The sequence below is a fragment of the Arthrobacter sp. Z1-9 genome (genome assembly GCF_054792695.1).
In genome coordinates this window covers 707,719-725,994 of sequence record NZ_CP096456.1, presented here as the reverse complement: position 1 = coordinate 725,994, position 18,276 = coordinate 707,719, and the positions used below count along the sequence as shown (strand labels likewise).

The 18,276-nt window shown below is 64.8% G+C and carries 18 protein-coding genes; 5 read left to right on the top strand and 13 right to left on the bottom strand.

The window, feature by feature from the left end; all coding sequences use genetic code 11:
* Positions 1–10 precede the first annotated feature (10 nt).
* Positions 11–988 carry an SDR family oxidoreductase gene (locus tag M1D93_RS03425; protein WP_461173787.1) on the bottom strand — a complete coding sequence of 326 codons (978 nt, stop codon included), beginning with the start codon at positions 986–988 and terminating at the stop codon, positions 11–13.
* A 126-nt stretch (positions 989–1,114) separates the two neighbouring features.
* Positions 1,115–2,302: an acyl-CoA dehydrogenase family protein gene (locus M1D93_RS03420; RefSeq protein ID WP_461173786.1), complete on the bottom strand. Its 1,188-nt coding sequence runs from the start codon at positions 2,300–2,302 to the stop codon at positions 1,115–1,117.
* A gap of 109 nt (positions 2,303–2,411) precedes the next feature.
* On the opposite strand from M1D93_RS03420, the gene M1D93_RS03415 reads away from it, so the two are divergent.
* A complete protein-coding gene (locus tag M1D93_RS03415; protein ID WP_461173785.1) occupies positions 2,412–2,921 on the top strand; it encodes a MarR family winged helix-turn-helix transcriptional regulator in 510 nt (169 codons plus the stop codon).
* Between the two features lie 44 nt (positions 2,922–2,965).
* On the opposite strand, the gene M1D93_RS03410 is transcribed toward M1D93_RS03415, so the two are convergent.
* Both M1D93_RS03410 and M1D93_RS03405 read right to left on the bottom strand, forming a co-directional pair.
* Positions 2,966–3,619, bottom strand: a complete 654-nt coding sequence (locus M1D93_RS03410) for a DedA family protein (protein ID WP_461173784.1) — start codon at positions 3,617–3,619, stop codon at positions 2,966–2,968.
* Positions 3,620–3,694: 75 nt separating this feature from the next.
* A complete protein-coding gene (locus tag M1D93_RS03405) occupies positions 3,695–4,270 on the bottom strand; it encodes a helix-turn-helix domain-containing protein (protein WP_461173783.1) in 576 nt (191 codons plus the stop codon).
* Positions 4,271–4,336: 66 nt separating this feature from the next.
* Here M1D93_RS03405 and M1D93_RS03400 point away from each other — a divergent pair, with 66 nt between their 5' ends.
* Positions 4,337–5,314: an NAD(P)/FAD-dependent oxidoreductase gene (locus M1D93_RS03400; RefSeq protein ID WP_461173782.1), complete on the top strand. Its 978-nt coding sequence runs from the start codon at positions 4,337–4,339 to the stop codon at positions 5,312–5,314.
* On the opposite strand, the gene M1D93_RS03395 is transcribed toward M1D93_RS03400, so the two are convergent.
* The 4 genes from M1D93_RS03395 to M1D93_RS03380 are packed head-to-tail and all read right to left on the bottom strand — an operon-like array spanning position 5,301 to position 9,715.
* Complete coding sequence (locus M1D93_RS03395) at positions 5,301–6,077, bottom strand: enoyl-CoA hydratase (RefSeq protein ID WP_461173781.1); 777 nt, start codon at positions 6,075–6,077, stop codon at positions 5,301–5,303. The genes M1D93_RS03400 and M1D93_RS03395 overlap by 14 nt on opposite strands.
* Positions 6,074–7,132, bottom strand: a complete 1,059-nt coding sequence (gene mmsB, locus M1D93_RS03390; protein ID WP_461173780.1) for a 3-hydroxyisobutyrate dehydrogenase — start codon at positions 7,130–7,132, stop codon at positions 6,074–6,076. Before mmsB ends, M1D93_RS03395 begins: the two co-directional genes overlap by 4 nt.
* Positions 7,125–8,216 carry an enoyl-CoA hydratase/isomerase family protein gene (locus M1D93_RS03385; RefSeq protein ID WP_461173779.1) on the bottom strand — a complete coding sequence of 364 codons (1,092 nt, stop codon included), beginning with the start codon at positions 8,214–8,216 and terminating at the stop codon, positions 7,125–7,127. The genes mmsB and M1D93_RS03385 overlap by 8 nt, the downstream gene beginning before the upstream one ends.
* Positions 8,216–9,715, bottom strand: a complete 1,500-nt coding sequence (locus tag M1D93_RS03380) for a CoA-acylating methylmalonate-semialdehyde dehydrogenase (RefSeq protein ID WP_461173778.1) — start codon at positions 9,713–9,715, stop codon at positions 8,216–8,218. Before M1D93_RS03380 ends, M1D93_RS03385 begins: the two co-directional genes overlap by 1 nt.
* Before the next feature lie 182 nt (positions 9,716–9,897).
* Here M1D93_RS03380 and M1D93_RS03375 point away from each other — a divergent pair, with 182 nt between their 5' ends.
* Both M1D93_RS03375 and M1D93_RS03370 read left to right on the top strand, forming a co-directional pair.
* Positions 9,898–10,704 (top strand): exodeoxyribonuclease III, encoded by an 807-nt coding sequence (locus M1D93_RS03375; protein WP_461173777.1) that lies wholly within the window; start codon positions 9,898–9,900, stop codon positions 10,702–10,704.
* Positions 10,705–10,738: 34 nt separating this feature from the next.
* Positions 10,739–11,623, top strand: a complete 885-nt coding sequence (locus tag M1D93_RS03370) for a hypothetical protein (protein WP_461173776.1) — start codon at positions 10,739–10,741, stop codon at positions 11,621–11,623.
* Positions 11,624–11,660: 37 nt separating this feature from the next.
* Here the strand turns inward: M1D93_RS03370 and M1D93_RS03365 are convergent, their stop codons facing one another.
* The 5 genes from M1D93_RS03365 to M1D93_RS03345 all read right to left on the bottom strand — a co-directional run bounded on the left by M1D93_RS03365 (position 11,661) and on the right by M1D93_RS03345 (position 16,324).
* On the bottom strand, positions 11,661–12,713 hold the full coding sequence (locus M1D93_RS03365) for a LacI family DNA-binding transcriptional regulator (protein ID WP_461173775.1): 1,053 nt from the start codon (positions 12,711–12,713) through the stop codon (positions 11,661–11,663).
* Positions 12,714–12,849: 136 nt separating this feature from the next.
* On the bottom strand, positions 12,850–13,098 hold the full coding sequence (locus M1D93_RS03360) for a hypothetical protein (RefSeq protein WP_461173774.1): 249 nt from the start codon (positions 13,096–13,098) through the stop codon (positions 12,850–12,852).
* The gene (locus M1D93_RS03355) at positions 13,095–13,991 is read right to left on the bottom strand and encodes a carbohydrate ABC transporter permease (protein ID WP_461173773.1); all 897 of its coding nucleotides are present in this window, start codon (positions 13,989–13,991) and stop codon (positions 13,095–13,097) included. Before M1D93_RS03355 ends, M1D93_RS03360 begins: the two co-directional genes overlap by 4 nt.
* Positions 13,988–15,025 (bottom strand): carbohydrate ABC transporter permease, encoded by a 1,038-nt coding sequence (locus M1D93_RS03350; protein ID WP_461173772.1) that lies wholly within the window; start codon positions 15,023–15,025, stop codon positions 13,988–13,990. The genes M1D93_RS03355 and M1D93_RS03350 overlap by 4 nt, the downstream gene beginning before the upstream one ends.
* Before the next feature lie 6 nt (positions 15,026–15,031).
* Positions 15,032–16,324: an ABC transporter substrate-binding protein gene (locus M1D93_RS03345; RefSeq protein WP_461173771.1), complete on the bottom strand. Its 1,293-nt coding sequence runs from the start codon at positions 16,322–16,324 to the stop codon at positions 15,032–15,034.
* 140 nt (positions 16,325–16,464) lie between these two features.
* Between M1D93_RS03345 and M1D93_RS03340 the strand changes: the two genes are divergently transcribed.
* A complete protein-coding gene (locus M1D93_RS03340) occupies positions 16,465–18,273 on the top strand; it encodes a glycoside hydrolase family 13 protein (protein ID WP_461173770.1) in 1,809 nt (602 codons plus the stop codon).
* The last annotated feature ends 3 nt before the right edge of the window (positions 18,274–18,276 follow it).

Genomic DNA, 18,276 nt, shown 5'->3' with positions numbered 1-18,276 from the left:
CTCCGGGCAGTCAGCCCAGCCGCTTCCGCAAGGCGACGGCGGCGCCCGCCAGAACAGCAGCGCCCGCTACGGTCCGCTGCGCCGTCCGCCGTCGGCCGTGCCAGCCGCCCGTGGTGGAAGCCCTTCCGATGGATTGCGACTCCTGATGAAGGTTGCCGGGAGTCTCAGGAGCGGTCTGCCGCCGGGAGAGCTGGCGGCGGTCCACCTGGCGGGCAGCGGCCGCTTCCACGGCGCCCGGGGTGAACTTGTGCTGCAGGACCAGGAGACGGCCTGCCAGTCCTCCCGCTACCATTTCCCGGCGCGGGTGGGCGGCGAGCTTCACCACGGCTTTTGCCACCCGCTGCGGCGTGTAAACGGGGGGCATGGCCATCGGGCGGCGGCCCGTGAAGTTGGCTGCGTTCTGGTAGAACGGCGTATCAATGGTGGCCGGGAGGACCGTGCACACGTCCACCCCGGTGACGCCTTCCCGGGCCAGTTCCGAGCGCAGGCTGATGCTGAGGGCCCGCACCGCGGCCTTGGAGATGGAATACGCGGCGGAGTACGGCAGCGGGGTTTCCGCCACGATGGATGAAACATTGATCAGGGTGCCCCAGCCTTGGGCTGTCTGGCGGGTCAGCGCTGCCCTGGCGCCATTGACGTAGCCGGTGATGTTGACATCCAGGACCCGCTGGAAGTCCTTCGGAGGAATCTCGGTCAGCAAACCGAAAACGCCGACTGCTGCATTGTTGACCCATACGTCCAGGTGGCCGAACTCCTCGACGGCACGGGATGCCAGTTCCTCCACCTTGTCCGCATCGGTTACGTCGGTGGGGACGGCGATGGCCTTCGCGCCCCGTTTCCTGCATGCTGCAGCCACGGCTTCCAGGGAATCTGCTCCCCGCGCAGCCAGGACCAGCCGGGCGCCCTTGGTCGCGAAGCGCAGGGCGATAGCCCTGCCGATCCCGCTGGACGCGCCAGTGATCACCACAACCGGGTTCTTGGCAAGCATTCCGCCTCCCCTTTCCAACGAACATCCGGAAATCAACACTAAGCAGGCTTAGTGTTTGATGCTACCGAGCACGGGCCGGCGGAACAACGGTCCAGGTCCGGCTGGGATAAAAGATAAGGGGGAGCCTCAGATAAACGCGGATTTCCCGGTGACAGCCCTTCCCACGATGAGCGAGTTGATCTCATACGTGCCTTCGTAGGTGTAAAGGATTTCGGCGTCACCGAACAGCTTGCCCATTTCATAATCGCTGCTGATGCCATTGCCGCCCAGCAGTGCACGGCCCATGGCCACCGAGGCGCGTGCCAACCGGGTAATGGTGGCTTTGGCCATGGCCGCCTGAGCCATCTCCAGCTTCCCTTCCTCCTGGATGCGGGCCAACTGCACCATTAGCGCCAAGGATGCGGAGGCGTTGCCCAGGATGTCCGCCAGTTGCTGCTGGACCAGCTGGAACCGGGCCAGCTCCCTGCCGAACTGCCGCCTGTCCAGGGCATAGGCACGGGCGACGTCGAAAGCACCCAGCTGGATGCCGGCACCTTGCCAGCCAACCCAGGCACGGGAGTCCCGGAGCAGCTCATTGGCGCGTGAAAAGCTGGTGGCCCCGGGCAGGAGGTTGGCGGCAGGAATCCGCACGTCCTCCAGAACGATGTCCGCGTTCTGCATGATCCGCAGGCCGATCTTGTGGGAGATCTTGGTGGCCGCATACCCGGGACGGTCCGTCTCCACGATGAAACCCTTGATTTCACCGTCGGCCTCGTCCCGCGCCCACACGAGGGCGAAATCGGCGATGGTCCCGGCCCCGATCCAGCGCTTGGCACCGTTGAGGACCCAGGCATCGCCGTCCAGCATGGCTGAGGTTTCCAGCCCGCCGGCGATGTCCGAGCCGTGCTCCGGCTCTGTCAGCGCGAAGGCTCCGAGGTGGCGGAAGGTTTTCAGGCCAGGCAGCCACCGGGCCTTTTGCTCCTCGGAGCCCAGTTGGCTGATCATCCCGAGAATCAGCTCATTGTGGATCCCGGCCAGTGCGGACAGGGAGACATCAGCCCTGGCGAGTTCCACGTACATGAGGCCCTTGAACAGGGTGGAGCTGCCGTCCAGCTGGAGGGCGCCGAGGCCGTGCTTTCCCATGTCCGCCAGCAGGCCAAAGGGGAACTCCTCGCGGTTCCAGTACTCAATGGAGGGCTGCCGGACGGAGGTCTGCAGGAAGTGGCGGATGCTGGAGTACCTGTCACGCTCAGCCGGCTGCAGGAGCTCCACGATATACATCAAGTCCGCGTCCTTGAAGGGCGGCGCTCCTGCATCATCTATTGGGGGCTGCATTGCCGACCACCCCCTGCACCTGACCGCTCCAGGAAAACCATTGGATGTCCTAGTATATTGCACAGGTCCATCACTGACGTGAGATACATCACCTGGCGAAAGGCTGGCTGTGGGCACTCCGCTATCCCGTGATCCCATCGCAGATGCGCGCCGCAACTGGGAGGAGCACGGCTGGGCGGACGTCGCCGCCCCGATGGCCGCCATCACCGCCATCATGCGGACCCAGCAGATCCTGCTGGCCAGGATCGAACTCACCCTTAAGCCCTTCGGGTTGACCTTCGCCCGCTATGAGCTGCTCGCGCTGCTGAGCTTCGCACGGAACGGGTCCCTTCCCATGAAGAAGGCGAGCACCCTCCTCCAGGTCCACCCGACCTCCATCACCAACGCTGTGGACCGGCTCCAGGCTGCTGGGCTGGTGCGCCGCTCGCCGCACCCTACGGACGGCCGCACCACGCTGGTTGAGCTCACCGCCGAGGGCCGCATCCTGGCGAAACGTTCGACGGCGGCACTCAACACCGGGGTATTCAGTGATCCCGGGTTTGGGCGGGATGACGTGGATCAGTTGATCCGGATCCTGCGGGACTTCCGGCGGGATGCCGGCGACTTCATCGACTCCTGATCAGGCCCCTCAATTGTTCCGGACCGAAATTCCGCACTGCCCGATCAGCGCGGCGACTTTTTGCGCCTGATGCGCCTGACCACGAGAAGCACCACAGTGACGCCCACGGCGGCATAAACGGCGTAGTTCAGGAACCGCGAATATTCCTCGATGATCTTGTACTGGGTGCCCACCAGGTAGCCCAGCCCCAGGAGCGCCCCGTTCCACAGTCCGCTGCCCGCGACGGTGTAGAGGCTGAAGGTTCCAAGGTGCATTGCAGAAGCCCCGGCAGGAAGGGAGATCAGGCTCCGCACTCCCGGGAGCAACCTGCCGAAAAAGATGGACGACCGTCCATGACGGCGGAACCAGCCGGCCGCGTGCTCAAAGTCCTCGCGGTCCACCAGCGGCAGCTTGGATAAGCCGCGGATGGAACGCTCAAGCCCAAGCTTGGCGCCCAGCCAGTACAGGAACAGTGCCCCCAGGTAGGCTCCCAGCGTGCTGGTGACGAATACGAGGAACAGGTTCAGGGTGCCTTGCCTTGCCAGGTAGCCGGCCATGGGCAAAATTACCTCGCTGGGGATGGGCGGCACCACGGTTTCAGCAAGGGTGAAGAGCCCCACTCCCCATTCACCCAACTGCTCGATGCCCCGGGCAGCTATGCCTACCAGCCCGGTGAGGTTATCAGTCGAGCCGCCTGCGTCCGCCGCCGTTCCCCACATACAACTCCCCCGTCTGCGTCCACGTCTGGTCTGCCCTGTCTAGCTTACGCACCTGAGCGAAGGCTGGACCGGGATTCAGGCCGGCTTGGCCCTGACATGCATCCGCTCACCCTGTGTGCCGAAAAGGCTGAGGAATTCCACGGGCTTGCCGTCCGCGCGCCCGAACCAGTGCGGCACCCGGGTATCGAACTCCGCCGCTTCCCCAGGCCCGAGCACGAGGTCCTGGCTGCCGAGAATCATTCGGAGTCTCCCGTTGAGCACGTACAACCACTCGTAGCCCTCGTGCACCTTCGGACTGGGCTCTTCAAGCGGCCCGGCGGGCAGGATGTGTTTATAAGCCTGGATGCCGCCCGGCTTCCTGGTGAGCGGAATGATCGTCATTCCCCTTGCCTTGATGGGACGCAGGTGGACCCGCGGATCCCCGGTGGCAGGAGCACCCACCAGTTCATCGAGCGGCACCTGGTGGGCTTTGGCCAGCGGCAGGAGAAGCTCGAGGTTGGGCCGGCGCTGGCCGGACTCCAGCCGGGACAGCGTGCTGACCGAGATCCTGGTGGCCTCCGCCAATGCTGACAAGGTGATGTCCCGCGTGAGACGGAGTGCCCGCAGCCTCGGTCCGACAGCCGCCAGGACATCGTCCAGTTGTTCATCCATGGATTCATCTTGCCACTTCAGCAAAAGCCTTTGCCAGCCTGAGGAGCGGCACCAGATCATTGGACTATGACGAAATCCAAGGAATCAATGTCCGATGTCCTGATAATCGGCGGCGGCGCAGCTGGCCTGAGCGCCGCGCAGATGCTGGGGCGCAGCCGCCGCTCCGTGGTGGTGGTGGACAACGCTGAACCACGCAACGCCCCCGCGGAGGGAGTCCATGGCTTCCTGTCCCGCGACGGCATCAAGCCCGCCGATTTCCTCGCCCTCGGCCGGGGTGAGGCCGGGAGCTACGGTGCGGCCATCGTCCGCGGCACGGTGGCGGCCGCGCGCGGCAACGTGGAGCAGGGCTTCGAAGTAACGCTCGACGACGGCTCGCGGCTGAGCGGCCGCCGGCTCCTGGTCGCCACGGGCCTGGTCGATGAACTGCCGGGCGTTCACGGGCTCCGGGAACGCTGGGGCAAGGACGTGCTGCACTGCCCGTTCTGCCACGGCTGGGAGGTGCGCGACCAGGCGATTGGGATCCTGGGGAACGGACCGTGGTCCGTGCACCAGGCCCTGCTCTTCCGGCAGTGGAGCGGCAACATCACGCTGTTTCTCAACAACAGGGTTTTCCCGTCCGCCGCCGAAGCGGAACAACTGGCAGCCCGCGGAATCAAGGTGGCAGCCGGCGCCGTGGAAGCGGTGCGGGTGGAGGAGGACCGCCTGCGGGGTGTTGCCCTGGCCGGAGGACCGGAAGTTGCCGTGGAAGCCTTGGTGGTGGGCGCACGGGTCCAGGCACGGCTGGAAGCTTTCGCCGGCCTCGGACTGGCCCCGTCCGAGCACCCCACCGGAATGGGAACCTACCTCGCCACCGATGCGGATGGCGCCACGTCCGTACCGGGCGTATGGGCGGCGGGAAACGTGACGGACCTGAAGGCGCAGGTGCTTGCCTCCGCGGCAGCTGCCGCCTGGACCGCCGTCGTTATCAATAACCATCTGATGGCCGAGGAGATGGCCGCGGACCTGGCGGCCTACCGGGCGTCGCTTTCGCTTAGCGGTGCTTGAATTCGGGCTGGCGTTTTTCCGTGAACGCCGCCATGCCTTCCTTCTGGTCCTCGGTGGCGAAAAGGGAGTGGAACAGCCGGCGCTCAAACAGGACACCCTGGGCCAACCCGGTTTCGAAGGCGGCATTCACGGCCTCTTTCGCCACCATTGCCACCGGCTTGGACTTGGCGGCGATGACCTCGGCGGCCTTAATTGCCTCGTCTACAACATCCTCAGCAGGCACCACCCGGGACACCAGGCCGCAGCGGTCAGCTTCCTCTGCCCCGATGAATCTGCCGGTGAGGATCAGGTCCATGGCCTTGGCCTTGCCCACGGCGCGGGTGAGCCGCTGGGATCCACCCATGCCCGGCAGTACGCCCAGGTTGATCTCCGGCTGGCCGAACTTCGCGTTGTCCCCGGCGATGATGAGATCGCACATCATCGCCAGCTCGCAGCCCCCGCCCAGGGCGAATCCCGAGACTGCGGCGATCGTGGGTATGCGGAGCCTCGTGAAGTCCTCCCAGCCGCGGAACCAGTCGGCGGCGTACATGTCCATGTAACCCTGGGCCGCCATTTCCTTGATGTCAGCCCCGGCGGCGAAGGCCTTACCCGATCCGGTGATGACCACTGCCCCCACACCGGGATCGGCATCCATGGCCCGGACGGCGGACACGAGTTCCTCCATGGTGGCCTTATTCAGGGCGTTCAGCGCCTGCGGCCGGTTCAACGTCACCAGACCCACCCGGCCCCGCTGTTCCACGAGGATGTTCGTGTACTCCGTCATTCCGGGCTCCCGTCGTCCTTCGCTGCCTGATGTGATGCCTGTGGTCGGGGTGGAACGCCGCCTGCCGGGTTTCCGGAGGCCGCCGGGTTTACTGATGCGGGAAGGTCCGCCGGATCGTCCCAGGTGTCCGACTTGTCCCGGGTGGTGTCCGACTTATCCCGGATGTCCGTGATGATCGCGGAGAAATCCCGGCCGGCACCGCCTTCTGCGGCAAACGTATCGTAAATCTCGGCAGCCAGCGGTCCAACACGGGCTGCCACTCCCGTGCTGCGCAGTGCGTTGACGGCAAGATTGAGATCCTTCGCCATCAGTGCTCCGGCGAAGCCGGGCTGGTAATCGCGGTTCGCCGGGCTGGTGGGGACGGGACCGGGTACGGGGCAGTTCGTGGTGAGGGCCCAGCATTGACCCGATGCTGCCGAGGCCACGTCAAACAGCGCCTGGTGGCTCAGGCCCAGCTTCTCCCCCAGCACAAAGGCCTCGCTGACGGCAATCATCGAGGCCCCCAGGATCAGGTTGTTGCAGATCTTGGCTGCCTGCCCTGCGCCATGGGCGCCGCAGTGGACCACGCGTTTGCCCATCACGTCCAGCAGCGGACGCACTGCCTCGAAGTCCGGCTCGTCGCCGCCGACCATAAACGTCAGCGTGCCGGCTTCGGCGCCCACCACTCCGCCTGAGACCGGGGCATCCACTGAGCGGTGGCCCGCGTCAACAGCCAGCGTCGCTGCTTCCCGGGCTTCGTCCACGTTGATGGTGGAACAGTCCAGGAACATCGTCCCGGGGGCAGCCACCGCCAGCAGGCCGGGGCCGCCATCCACGCCCAGGTAAGCATCGAGCACGTGCCGGCCGCTGGGGAACATGGTGAGGACCACGTCTGCGCCGGATACTGCCTCGACAGCGCTGGCTGCCACCGGAACACCATTTGTGCGGGCCGCTTCAAGGGCTGCGGGCACGACGTCGAAGCCGGCTACTGTGTACCCCGCGTTGACCAGGTTCACCGCCATGGGTCCGCCCATGTGGCCCAGGCCCAGGAAGGCAACCGTGTACTTCTCAGGCATGGTCCGTCTCCTTCAACTGCAGATCCAGTTCCCCGCTGCCCAGCGGCTCAAAAAAATGGTCCACCTGCTCCGGCGCCACGTCGGCCAGGGTGGGCGGCCGCCAGCGGGGCGTTCGGTCCTTGTCCACCACCTGTGCCCTGATGCCTTCCCGGAAGTCGGGCGCTTCCAGGAAACGCAAACCCACCCGGTACTCCTGTGCCAGGGCCTCATCCAGGGTGCGGCCCTTCACGCGGCGGAGGGAAGCCAGCGTGACCTTCACCGCCGTGGGCGACTTCGCTTCGATAGTGTCCGCGGCAATTCGTGCCGCTTCGCCGCCGTCGCCGTCAAAGCTCCGGAGGCGCCGGACAATCTCCTCGGCGTCATCGGAGGTGTAACACTTGTCAATCCAGTCACGCTGCTCCTCAAGGGCCGAGGGCGGAGGCGCCTCACTGTAACGGCCGACGGCGGCTTCCGCGGCTTCACTTTCCAGCGTCGCTAGCAGGTCCTCGAGCCTGTCCGAGGGGACGAAGTGGTCGGCTAATCCAAGGTGCAGGGCATCCGCCCCGCTCAGGTGGGCGCCGGTCAGCGCCGCGTGGGTTCCCGCCTCCCCCGGTGCGCGGGACAGCAGAAGGGTCCCGCCGACGTCGGGCGCGAAACCAATAGTGGTCTCCGGCATGCCCATCCGGGTCCGGTCTGTCACCACCCGGACCGAACCGTGCGCGGAAATCCCCACACCACCGCCCAGAACCAGGCCATCCATCAAGGCCACATATGGCTTGGGGTAGCGGGCGATCAGGGAATTAACCCGGTACTCGGCTTGCCAAAAGTCCGCCGTCAGCCTGCCGCCTGCCAGCATGTCCTCATAGATGGCCACAATGTCGCCCCCGGCACACAGCCCACGGTCACCGGCGCCGCGCACCAGGACCGTGGCAACGCCGTCGTCGTACGCCCATGCGGTGAGCTGCTCGAGCAGCGCATCCACCATTCCCGCGGTCAACGCGTTAACCGCCTGGGGCCGGTTGAGAGTCATGACCCCCAGCCGGCCGCGGCGCTCAAAGTGCACCTCGGCCTGGTTGTCCGCAGCCGGCTTCAGGCTGTCCGTCATCAGCTTCCTTCCGGCATCACGAAGCTGGCCCCGTGCCGTATGCCTGAGGGCCACCGTGTGGTGACTGTCTTGGTCTTGGTGTAGAAACGGAAGGCGTCTGCGCCGTGCTGGTTCAGGTCGCCGAACCCCGACGCCTTCCAGCCGCCGAACGTGTAGTACGCGATCGGCACCGGGATGGGGACGTTGATGCCCACCATGCCCACATCCACGCGCGCGGCGAAATCGCGGGCTGCGTCCCCGTCGCGGGTGAAGATGGCCACGCCGTTGCCGAACTCGTTGCTGCTGCACAGCTGGAGCGCCTCATCGTAGTCGGACGCCCGCACCACGCTGAGGACCGGACCGAAGATCTCTTGCCGGTAAATGCCCATATCCGGCGTCACGTGGTCAAACAGCGTTGGCCCCACCCAGAAACCGTCCTCATAGCCTTCCACGGTGAGGCCCCGGCCGTCCGCCAGGAGCGTTGCGCCCTCGTCCAGTCCCGCCTGGATCAAGCCTTCAATACGTTCCTTGGAGGAAGCAGCCACCACGGGACCGAAGTCCGCGTCCTGGTCGAAACTGTGGCCCACTTTCAGGCCCTTCACGCGTTCCTGGAGTTTGGCGACCAGCCGGTCAGCGGTTTCCTGCCCTACCGGCACGGCCACTGAAACGGCCATGCAACGCTCCCCCGCGGAGCCGTACCCGGCACCGATGAGGGCGTCGGCAGCCTGGTCAAGGTCCGCGTCCGGCATCACCACCATGTGGTTCTTTGCGCCGCCGAAGCACTGCGCCCGCTTGCCGTGGGCGGCCGCCGTGGCATAGATGTACTGGGCAACAGGGGTGGAGCCCACAAACCCGATGGCCTTGACCCGGGGATCCTCCAAGAGGGCGTCCACCGCCTCTTTGTCGCCGTTGACCACGTTGAACACGCCATCCGGCACGCCTGCTTCGGAGTACAGTTCGGCCAGGCGGAGCGGCACGGAGGGGTCCCGCTCAGAGGGCTTGAGGATGAACGCATTGCCCGCGGCCAGGGCCGGTCCGGATTTCCAGAGCGGAATCATGGCGGGAAAGTTGAACGGCGTGATCCCGGCCACCACCCCGAGGGGCTGGCGCAGCGAATGGATGTCTATTCCGGGTCCGGCCTCGGTGGAAAACTCTCCCTTGAGCAGGTGGGGCGCGCCGGCGGCGAACTCCACCACTTCCAGGCCGCGCTGGATGTCACCCCTGGCGTCAGCGAGGGTCTTCCCGTGTTCCGAGGACAGCAGCCGCGCCAGTCCGTCCATGTCCCGGTTGGCCAGGTCCACGAACCGGTGCAGGATCCGGCCACGGCGCTGGGAGTTCATGGCCGCCCAGTCCTCCTGGGCCTTTTCCGCGACAGCAACAGCGTTGGCCACCTCGTCCCGGCCGGCTAAGGGTACACGGGCCTGGACAGCACCAGTGCAGGGGTCAAAGACGTCGCCGAAGCGACCTGAGCTGCCGGCTGCATGGTGCCCGCCGACGTAGTGGGAAAGCTCGCGCACCATGGCCGGAAGCTCCTTCGCATGTGACCCAGGTCATTTCTGGTTGCGAATATACTCGGACTTCCTACTGAACTCCACCGGGCCGGGATCATCCCGGATGCGCGTGCCGGGAGCTTGCCCGGGGCCTTGCCGGAGCTTTACTTGGCCTTTACCCGCGGTGGCGCGGCCACGGTAAGTTAGGAACTGTGAAGATTGCTACCTGGAATGTGAATTCGCTCCGAGCCCGTGCCGACCGTGTGGAGGCCTGGCTGCAGCGCAGCGACTGTGACGTCCTGGCCATTCAGGAAACCAAGTGCAAAGACGAAAACTTTCCGTGGGAACTGTTTGAGCGGATGGGCTACGAAGTGGCCCACTTCGGCGTGAACCAGTGGAACGGCGTGGCTATCGCGTCCCGGGTGGGGCTCGACGATGTTGAGCGGACGTTCCTTGACCAGCCCGCGTTCGGCAAGGCCGGCACGGATCCCGTGCAGGAAGCCCGGGCCATGGCTGCAACCTGCGGCGGCGTCCGGATCTGGAGCCTCTACGTCCCCAACGGGCGCTCGCTGGACGACGAACACATGCCGTACAAGCTCAAGTGGCTGGAAAGCCTCAAAACGCATGCGCAGGGACTTATCACGCAGGACCCCCAGGCACAGGTCGCGCTGATGGGGGACTGGAACATTGCTCCCTTCGACGACGACGTGTGGGACATCGACCTGTTCGTCAACAACCGGTACACCCACGTCAGCCCGCCGGAGCGCGAGGCGTTCCACGCTTTCGAATCCGCAGGCTTCACCGATGTGGTGCGCCCGTACACCCCCGGCCCCGGCGTCTACACGTACTGGGATTACACCCAGCTGCGCTTTCCCAAGAAGGAGGGCATGCGGATCGACTTCGTGCTGGCCTCCCCCGCCCTGGCTGCACGGGTGACCGGCGCGTCAATCGACCGCGAGGAGCGCAAGGGCAAGGGCGCGTCGGACCATGCACCCGTGCTGGTGGAACTGGCAGACTGATGACATCGTCCTGGACCCATTCAAGGAGGCCGTGATGACGGGAAACCTCTATCGGGGCCAGGCAGGCCTCCCGTTCTCCTCGACGCTTCGCGTCTACGAGCCCCTGGACGCCTTTCCCGAGGAGCAGCGGAAAGCCATCGTCGCCGCCGGGGCGCAGACTGCCTCGCGTGCCGCCGTCGAAAACGCGGAGCTGCTGGCTTCGCTGGGACGGATTACCCGCTCGGGCGGTGACCCGTTTCCCACCGGGCGGACCGACCTGGTGCGGGTCACCACGGCCCCGGCTCCCGGCGGAACCACGTCCGACGACGGTGCTGACGCAGAGCATGAGCTGCTATACTGTCCCAGCCAGCTGGTCTTGCGGGCGGGCTTGGCGGCGAACGCGCTGATGGAAGGCATCCACGGCCCGCTGGCTGAACTGCTGATCCCCGAGCAGCAGCGGGACAAGCACCAGGAGCGGATCGACCAGGTGAAGGCGCGTGACGGGTCCACCCGGGTGCACACGCGGGCGTCCACCTGGGGAATCCCCTTCAGCTGGTTTTCCCTGTTTATGGACTCGGACCACAAAGACGTGGTGGAGGCTTCCGGCCGGATCCTCACGGTCCGGGTGTGGGCACCCATTACGGAAGCCCTGGAGCGCGCCCGTTACGCCGTGGCCAACCTGGCACTGGCGGCACCGGATCTGGACATGCTGGACGATCTGGCCCAGCTCACCGAGTGGCTGGAACTCTTCCATATGAACTCAATGGTGGAGCTGGACTACGGAGCTGTTGCCGACAAGGTGTACCCGGACGATTCACCCATGGACATCAGGCTTGGGATTGAATGCCTGGCCGAGGGCGACATGACGGGCGCCGCTGCAGCGTACCGCCGGCTTGCGTCCCGATGGATCCCCATCCGGCAACTGGCCCGCGCCTCCTGAAGCTGTCCCTAGGCCTGCGGCGCTGGGACTGGGGCAGTTAGGACTGGGGCGGCGCGGTCGTCCTTCTGACGATCAATTCATGGGGCGCGACGGCGGACTGCACCGCTCCTGCCTCACCGTCCAGTTCGTCGAGGAGCATCTTGGTGGCCAGCTCAGCCTGTTCGTCAGGCCGCTGCCCCACGGTGGTCAGGCCGATGGCGTCAGCAAAATCGTGGTTGTCGATGCCTACGACGGAAAGTTCCTGCGGCACGAGGACGCCGAGCCGGGATGCTTCAAAAATGACGCCCATGGCCATCTCGTCCGACGCACAGAAGATGGCTGTCGGCTTGTCTCCCGGCTTGGACCAGAGCCGGCGGAAGGCCTCCTGCCCACTGCGGACGGTGAAGTCCCCCCACTCGTCCCATTCCGGGCGGGTGGGCAGGCCGGCCGCCGTCATCACGTCCTTGAAGGCGAGGATCCGGACGCGGGGAACATCGAAGTTCAGGTCTGTCTCGTCGTCGCCGTGCAGCAGGGCGATGTCCCGGTGGCCCAGGTCGATCAGGTGCCGGACGGCGGTGGACGCGGCGGCGTAGTCGTCAATGCCGATGTAGGCGCACTCCTCGACGTGGCCGCCCACGACCACCAGCGGGATGTCGATCTTTTGCAGGTGGTCCAGTTCGTCATGGGACAGCGCCATACACAGGACCAGCAGGGCGTCGATCTGCTTGTAGACCATAGTCTTGCTGAAGAGCCGCTCACGGTTGCTGCCATGGCCGCCCAGGTTGAACAGCGAAAGATTGTAGTTCCGGGCGTGGAGTTCCCGGTCCGCGCCTTCGATGGCTTTGGAAAAGAACCACCGGCTCACGAAGGGCGCCAGCACGCCGATGGTTTTGGTCCGGCCGGTGGCCAGGCCTGAGGCGGAACTCGAGGCCACGTAGCCCAGGTTCCCGGCTACCTCAAGAATCTTTTGCCGTGTTGCCGGTGACACCCGGGGCAGTCCCCGGACCGCCCGCGAGACCGTGGCTGTGGAGACGCCCGCGGCTGCCGCTACGTCTTCGATGCTGACGCCGCTATGGCCGCCTCGTTGAGACCTTTCACTTGTGCGTGCCACGGTGTCCCCTCATGTACTCCCTGCAGGCATCCGCCCTGCTTCGCGCGATACCTAGGTCATAGTATTTTGATCGCCGGCCCGCGTCTGTTGTGTTACCTCACCGGATGCCGGGCGGCAGCGGAAGCAACCGGGTGTACTACCTCCGGTCCGGCAGCCGCCGCCGCAGCCGCACCATTCCATAGAGTGCCAACAGCGTAGCCAAAAGGCCCAGGGCCCAGCCGAGTGCCGGCTGCGCCGTTACTTCCATCCAAACGGTGACGACGAGCAGCACCATTGCCCAGAAGCCGAGGAACCCGATGATGATGTCAAAGTCTTCACCGGACCTCATCCGGCGGCGGTCGCTTCCCGCCCCCGTGGACCGGGGGCGGGAAAGGCCGTCTGTCACTTGACCGCACCTGCCGTGAGACCGGCAACGATCTTGCGCTGGAAGACCAGCACCAGAATCACCAAAGGAATGGTGACAATCGTTCCCGCCGCCATGATGGCCGTATACGGGATCTGGTTCGGCTGAGCGCCCGCAAAGCTGGCGATGGCAACAGTCACGGGTTTCGTTGCCTCATTCGACAACTGGCTGGCAATCAGGAACTCATTCCAGGAGGAGATGAACGCCAGGATCGCCGTAGTGAAAATTGCCGGAGCCGCCAGGGGCATGATCACCTTCCGGAAAGCCTGGCCCTGTGTGCAGCCGTCAACACGGGCTGATTCCTCAAGCTCCCACGGCATCTCGCGGAAAAAGGAGGTCAGGGTGTAGACGGTGAGCGGCAGAACGAAGGAGATGTTCGGAATGATTAGCGCCTGGTAGGTCCCCATCCAGCCGATGTTGGTGAACAGCTGGAACAGCGGGGTGATCAGGGCGACGCCCGGGAACATGGAGGCTCCCAGGATGAAGCCCAGTACCAGGTACTTGAACCGGAAGTTCAGGCGTGCCAGGGCGTACGCCGCGAACACTCCGATCACCAGCGAGATCACCGTGACGGTAACGCCAATGAAAATACTGTTCAGCAGGGCCTGGCCGAATCTGTTGCCGAACGAGGTATCGAAGGCCGTGATGAAGTTGTCCAGCGTCACGTGGGTGGGCCAGGGCGTCGTGTCGTAGGTGAAGCCCACTTCACGGAACGCTGTCACCACCATCCAGTAAGCAGGTGCAAGGCACCAGATGAGGATGACGGCGGCGCTGATGTAGGTGCGGACGCTGGCCCACTTTTCCCGGTTCTGCGCCGTCTTGCGACCCTTGTCCTGCTGCGCCCGCAATGCCGTTGAGGCAGCCGTGGTTGTCATTTCTTCCCCTTGCCGGTGGCTCCGCTTTGCTCCACAACGTTCGCTCCCAGGAAGCGGACAAAGATGAACGCGACCAGGAAGATGATGATGAACGTGATGGTGGACAAGGCGGCTGCTGAGTTGAAGCCTTGCCTGATCTGGTTGATTACCAGGATGGACAGCGTGGTGGTGTTGTTGGCACCGCCGGTCAAAATGTACGGAAGGTCGAACATTCGCAGCGCATCCAGGGTACGGAACAGGATGGCCACCATCAGCGCCGGCTTGACGAGCGGAAGGGTGATCATCCGGAACCGCTGCCAGGCGGTGGCGCCGTCCACCTTTGCGGCTTCGTAGACCTCCGCCGGGATCATCTGCAGGCCGGCGAGGATAAGCAGCGCCATAAACGGCGTGGTCTTCCAGGTGTCAGCGATGATCACTGCCCACTTCGCGGGCCATTCGCTGCCGGTCCACAGGATGGACACGTTAAACAGCTTGTTGACGATGCCGTTGAAATCGAACATAAAGAGCCACAGCTGGGCGGTAACCGCCGTGGGGATGGCCCACGGAACCAGAACTGCCGCACGGACCAGGCCCCGGCCCTTGAACGTCCGGGCCATGATCATGGCCATCCAGAAACCGAGCACGGTTTCGAAGGCCACGGTGACCGCCGTAAAGAGGAACGTGGTGCCGGTAGCCGTCCAGAACTGGCCCCCAAGGGTACCCGGCGGACAAGCCACCGTGCCGCCCCCTGGGGCCGCACACTGCTGTCCCAGCCAGTTCACATAATTCTGGATGCCCGCAGGGCCGCCCTCGGTGAAGAGGCCGGTGACCGGGTCGAGTCCGGCATCCTTCTGAAAGGACATAATCATGGCGCTGATGATCGGGTAAACGATCACAATACCGAGCGCGATGATGGTGGGGGCAAGAAGCCACGAAGCCCACTTGCCCTGGCTGAGGATCTTGTTGTCTTCGCCTACGCCCTTGGGTCCGTGATGGACCGGGGTAGTGCCCGACGCCGGCCCTTTGACCGGCGTCGGGCCCAATTCGGTAGCCATGACTTGCTACGATCCTGCGCCAGCGGACTCGATGGACTTCTGCATGTCAGACAGCGCGTCCTTGGCCGGCTTCTCACCCTTCAGTGCAGCGTAGGCGTTTTCCTGGATGGCCTGGGTGACTGCAGGGTAGAACGGGGTTACCGGGCGGGGGACAGCGTTCTCGATGGACGTCTTCAGGACGGGCAGGTACGGCAGCTTGGCAACCAGTTCCTGGTCCTCATAGAGAGCGCCGAATACCGGAGCCAGAGAACCCTGAGTTGCGAAGAACTTCTGCTGTTCCTCTTCAACAAGGAACTTTACGAAGTCCAGGGCTGTCGCCTTGTGGTCGGAGTAGACGCTGATGGCCGCGCTGTGGCCGCCGAGGGAGGAAGCACCGGGGCCGTCCTTGCCTGGCAGGGCAGCCATTCCCAGCACGTCCTTGACCTGGGAGGAACCTTCAGTGGTGGCGAGGTTGTAAACGTAAGGCCAGTTGCGCAGGAACAGCAGCTTGCCTTCCTGGAAAGCGCGGCGGCTTTCCTCTTCCTGGTACGTGATGGCCTCAGCGGGGATGTTCCCGTTCTTGAAGGCTTCCACCAGGTTATTCAGGCCTTCTTCGGCCTCCGCAGTGTTCAGGTTCGGCTTGCCCTCATCGTTCAGCACGGAACCGCCGGCTGAGTTGATGGACTCGGAAGCGTTGACGGTAAGTCCTTCATACTGCTTGAACTGGCCCGCGTAGCAGCCAATGTTGTTCTCCTTGGCGATGGAGCACATCTGCATCATCTCGTCCCAGGTCTTGGGCGCCTCGGGAACCAGGTCCTTGCGGTAGTAGAGGATGCCGCCATCGGAGGAGACCGGAGCAGCGTACAGCGTGCCCTTGTATGAGCCGGCGTCAACTGTCGGTTTGAGCATGCCCTCGGTTTCGACGGCCATCTTGTCCTTGAGCGGCTGCAGCCAGCCCTTCGCAGCGAACTCCGCGGTCCAAACAACATCAACGCTGGCTACGTCATAGTCGGCATTCTTGGCCTGGAAATTCTGGACCAGATCGTCATGCTGCTGGTCTGCCTGGTCGGTCTGTTCCTTGAACGTGACCTTCTCGTCCGGGTGTGCCGCGTTCCACTTCTCGATCAGCGGACGCACAACGTTGCTGTTGTCCTTGCCCTGCACGTAGGTGATGGGACCCCGGCTGTCGAGGTTGGCTTCGGCGTCTCCGCCGCCGCCACCGCCCGTGGTCCCTCCACCACCTCCGCCGCCGCAGGCGGACAGGGTCAGTGCCAGGATGCCGGCGGTCGCGGCCGGAAGTAGGAATCTAGGGGTTTTCATTAGCTTGAAGCTCCTCGCTGAGTGACAAGTAAGTCGACAGTGCGCTTGCTGGGTGAGGTTGATGTGGTGACGCTCACACTAGTAAGGTTGCTGCGGGTAATGCAAGCGTTTACATCAAAAAGTTATCTGAGAGGAACCAAATGTCCAACCCGGACGTTCCTGCTGATCGCCCAGCCGCCCTGCAATGGTGGGCCGACGCCGTCGTCTACCAGATCTATCCCCGCTCCTTCGCTGACGGCAACGGCGACGGGATGGGAGATCTGCGCGGCGTCAGGAACCGGCTGCCCTACCTGCAGCAGCTGGGGGTGGACGCCATCTGGCTCTCCCCCTTCTTTAAGTCTCCGCAGGCGGACGCCGGATATGACGTGGCCGACTACCGCCAAGTGGACCCCCTCTTCGGCTCTCTCGATGATTTCGATGCAATGTTGCAGGAAGCTCACCAGCGCGGCCTGAAGGTCATCGTTGACCTCGTCCCCAACCACACCTCCGACGAACATGTGTGGTTCCAGGCGGCACTAACTTCGCCGCCCGGGTCGCCGGAGCGCGACCGCTACATCTTCCGTCCCGGCAAGGACGAAGTTCCCGGTTCCGGCGATGGAAGCCTCGCACCGAACAACTGGAAATCGATATTCGGCGGGCCTGCCTGGAGCCGGATCAACGAAGCTGACGGTTCACCCGGCGAGTGGTACCTCCACCTTTTCGACACAAAGCAGCCGGACCTGAACTGGGAGAACGCCGAGGTGCACGAGGAAATGCGCTCGGTGCTCCGCTTCTGGCTGGACCGGGGCGCGGATGGTTTCCGGGTGGACGTTGCCCACGGCCTGGTTAAAGAACCCGGCCTGCCCGATTGGGAGGGGGTGGCCGCTATGGTGGAAGGCACAGCCGAAGTGTCCAGGGAAGCAGCGCACCGCCCCGGTGACGCGCCCGGAGCCCATACCGACGCCGAGGAGCCCCACCGCGCAGTATCCCCGGTATACCCGCCCTCGCCGTTCTTTGACCAGGACGGCGTGCACGGGATCTACCGCGACTGGCACCGGGTTCTCGCCGAGTACGACGGCGACCGGATGATGGTGGCCGAAGCCTGGGTGGAGCCGGCGGAACGGCTGGCACGCTACACCCGGCAGGACGAAATGCAGCAGGCCTTCAATTTCGATTTCTTGCTCGCGGGCTGGGATGCGGGGCGTATGGCCGACTCCATTGAAGCTTCCCTGGCAGCGGCCGCTTCAGTAGGAGCTCCCTGCACCTGGGTGTTGAGCAACCACGACACCGTTCGCCACACAACGCGGTTCGGCCTCAAGGACCCCACAATGTTCCCCAAGGGCCTCGCGGCGGACGACGAGCAACCCGACGCCGCCCTGGGCCTGGCACGCGCCCGCGCCGCCACACTAATCTCTCTGGCCCTGCCCGGTTCCGCCTACCTGTACCAGGGAGAGGAGCTCGGGCTCCCCGAACACACAAGTCTCCCGGCCGGGGCGCGGCAGGACCCGACGTTCCTCCGCACCAAGGGCGCAGAAATCGGCCGTGACGGCTGCCGGGTCCCCTTGCCGTGGGCAGCGGACCTGCCGGGTTACGGCTTTGCGTCCGCCCGGGACGGGAAGGCCTCGCAGCCCTGGCTTCCCCAACCGGAGAGCTTCGGCCCGCTCGCGGCGGACCAGCAGGACGGCGTGGAAGGCTCAACGTTGGAGCTGTACCGGGCCGCCCTTGCTTTCCGTTCCGCCCGGGGCCTGGGCGCAGGCTCCGTTGCCTGGGCAGAGATCCACGCCCCGGACAGCGGACTGCTGGCCTTCGACAACGGCGGCGTCCTGGTGCTGGGCAACCTGGGGTTCGCCTCCGCCCCGGTTCCGGATGGGTATTCGGTGGTGCTCTCGAGCGGCCCTGAGCCTGCTGCAGAGTGGGCGGACATGCGGGAAGTACCCGTCGATTGCACGGTTTACCTGGCTAAAGAGTAAAAG

Coding starts and splice junctions, on each gene's coding strand:
- M1D93_RS03345 (WP_461173771.1), bottom strand. CDS start 16,324: ATGAAAACCCCTAGATTCCTACTTCCGGCCGCGACCGCCGGCATCCTG.
- M1D93_RS03410 (WP_461173784.1), bottom strand. CDS start 3,619: ATGTGGGGAACGGCGGCGGACGCAGGCGGCTCGACTGATAACCTCACC.
- M1D93_RS03425 (WP_461173787.1), bottom strand. CDS start 988: ATGCTTGCCAAGAACCCGGTTGTGGTGATCACTGGCGCGTCCAGCGGG.
- M1D93_RS03340 (WP_461173770.1), top strand. CDS start 16,465: ATGTCCAACCCGGACGTTCCTGCTGATCGCCCAGCCGCCCTGCAATGG.
- M1D93_RS03385 (WP_461173779.1), bottom strand. CDS start 8,216: ATGACGGACAGCCTGAAGCCGGCTGCGGACAACCAGGCCGAGGTGCAC.
- mmsB (WP_461173780.1), bottom strand. CDS start 7,132: ATGCCTGAGAAGTACACGGTTGCCTTCCTGGGCCTGGGCCACATGGGC.
- M1D93_RS03370 (WP_461173776.1), top strand. CDS start 10,739: ATGACGGGAAACCTCTATCGGGGCCAGGCAGGCCTCCCGTTCTCCTCG.
- M1D93_RS03405 (WP_461173783.1), bottom strand. CDS start 4,270: ATGGATGAACAACTGGACGATGTCCTGGCGGCTGTCGGACCGAGGCTG.
- M1D93_RS03355 (WP_461173773.1), bottom strand. CDS start 13,991: ATGACAACCACGGCTGCCTCAACGGCATTGCGGGCGCAGCAGGACAAG.
- M1D93_RS03380 (WP_461173778.1), bottom strand. CDS start 9,715: ATGGTGCGCGAGCTTTCCCACTACGTCGGCGGGCACCATGCAGCCGGC.
- M1D93_RS03420 (WP_461173786.1), bottom strand. CDS start 2,302: ATGCAGCCCCCAATAGATGATGCAGGAGCGCCGCCCTTCAAGGACGCG.
- M1D93_RS03350 (WP_461173772.1), bottom strand. CDS start 15,025: ATGGCTACCGAATTGGGCCCGACGCCGGTCAAAGGGCCGGCGTCGGGC.
- M1D93_RS03400 (WP_461173782.1), top strand. CDS start 4,337: ATGACGAAATCCAAGGAATCAATGTCCGATGTCCTGATAATCGGCGGC.
- M1D93_RS03395 (WP_461173781.1), bottom strand. CDS start 6,077: ATGACGGAGTACACGAACATCCTCGTGGAACAGCGGGGCCGGGTGGGT.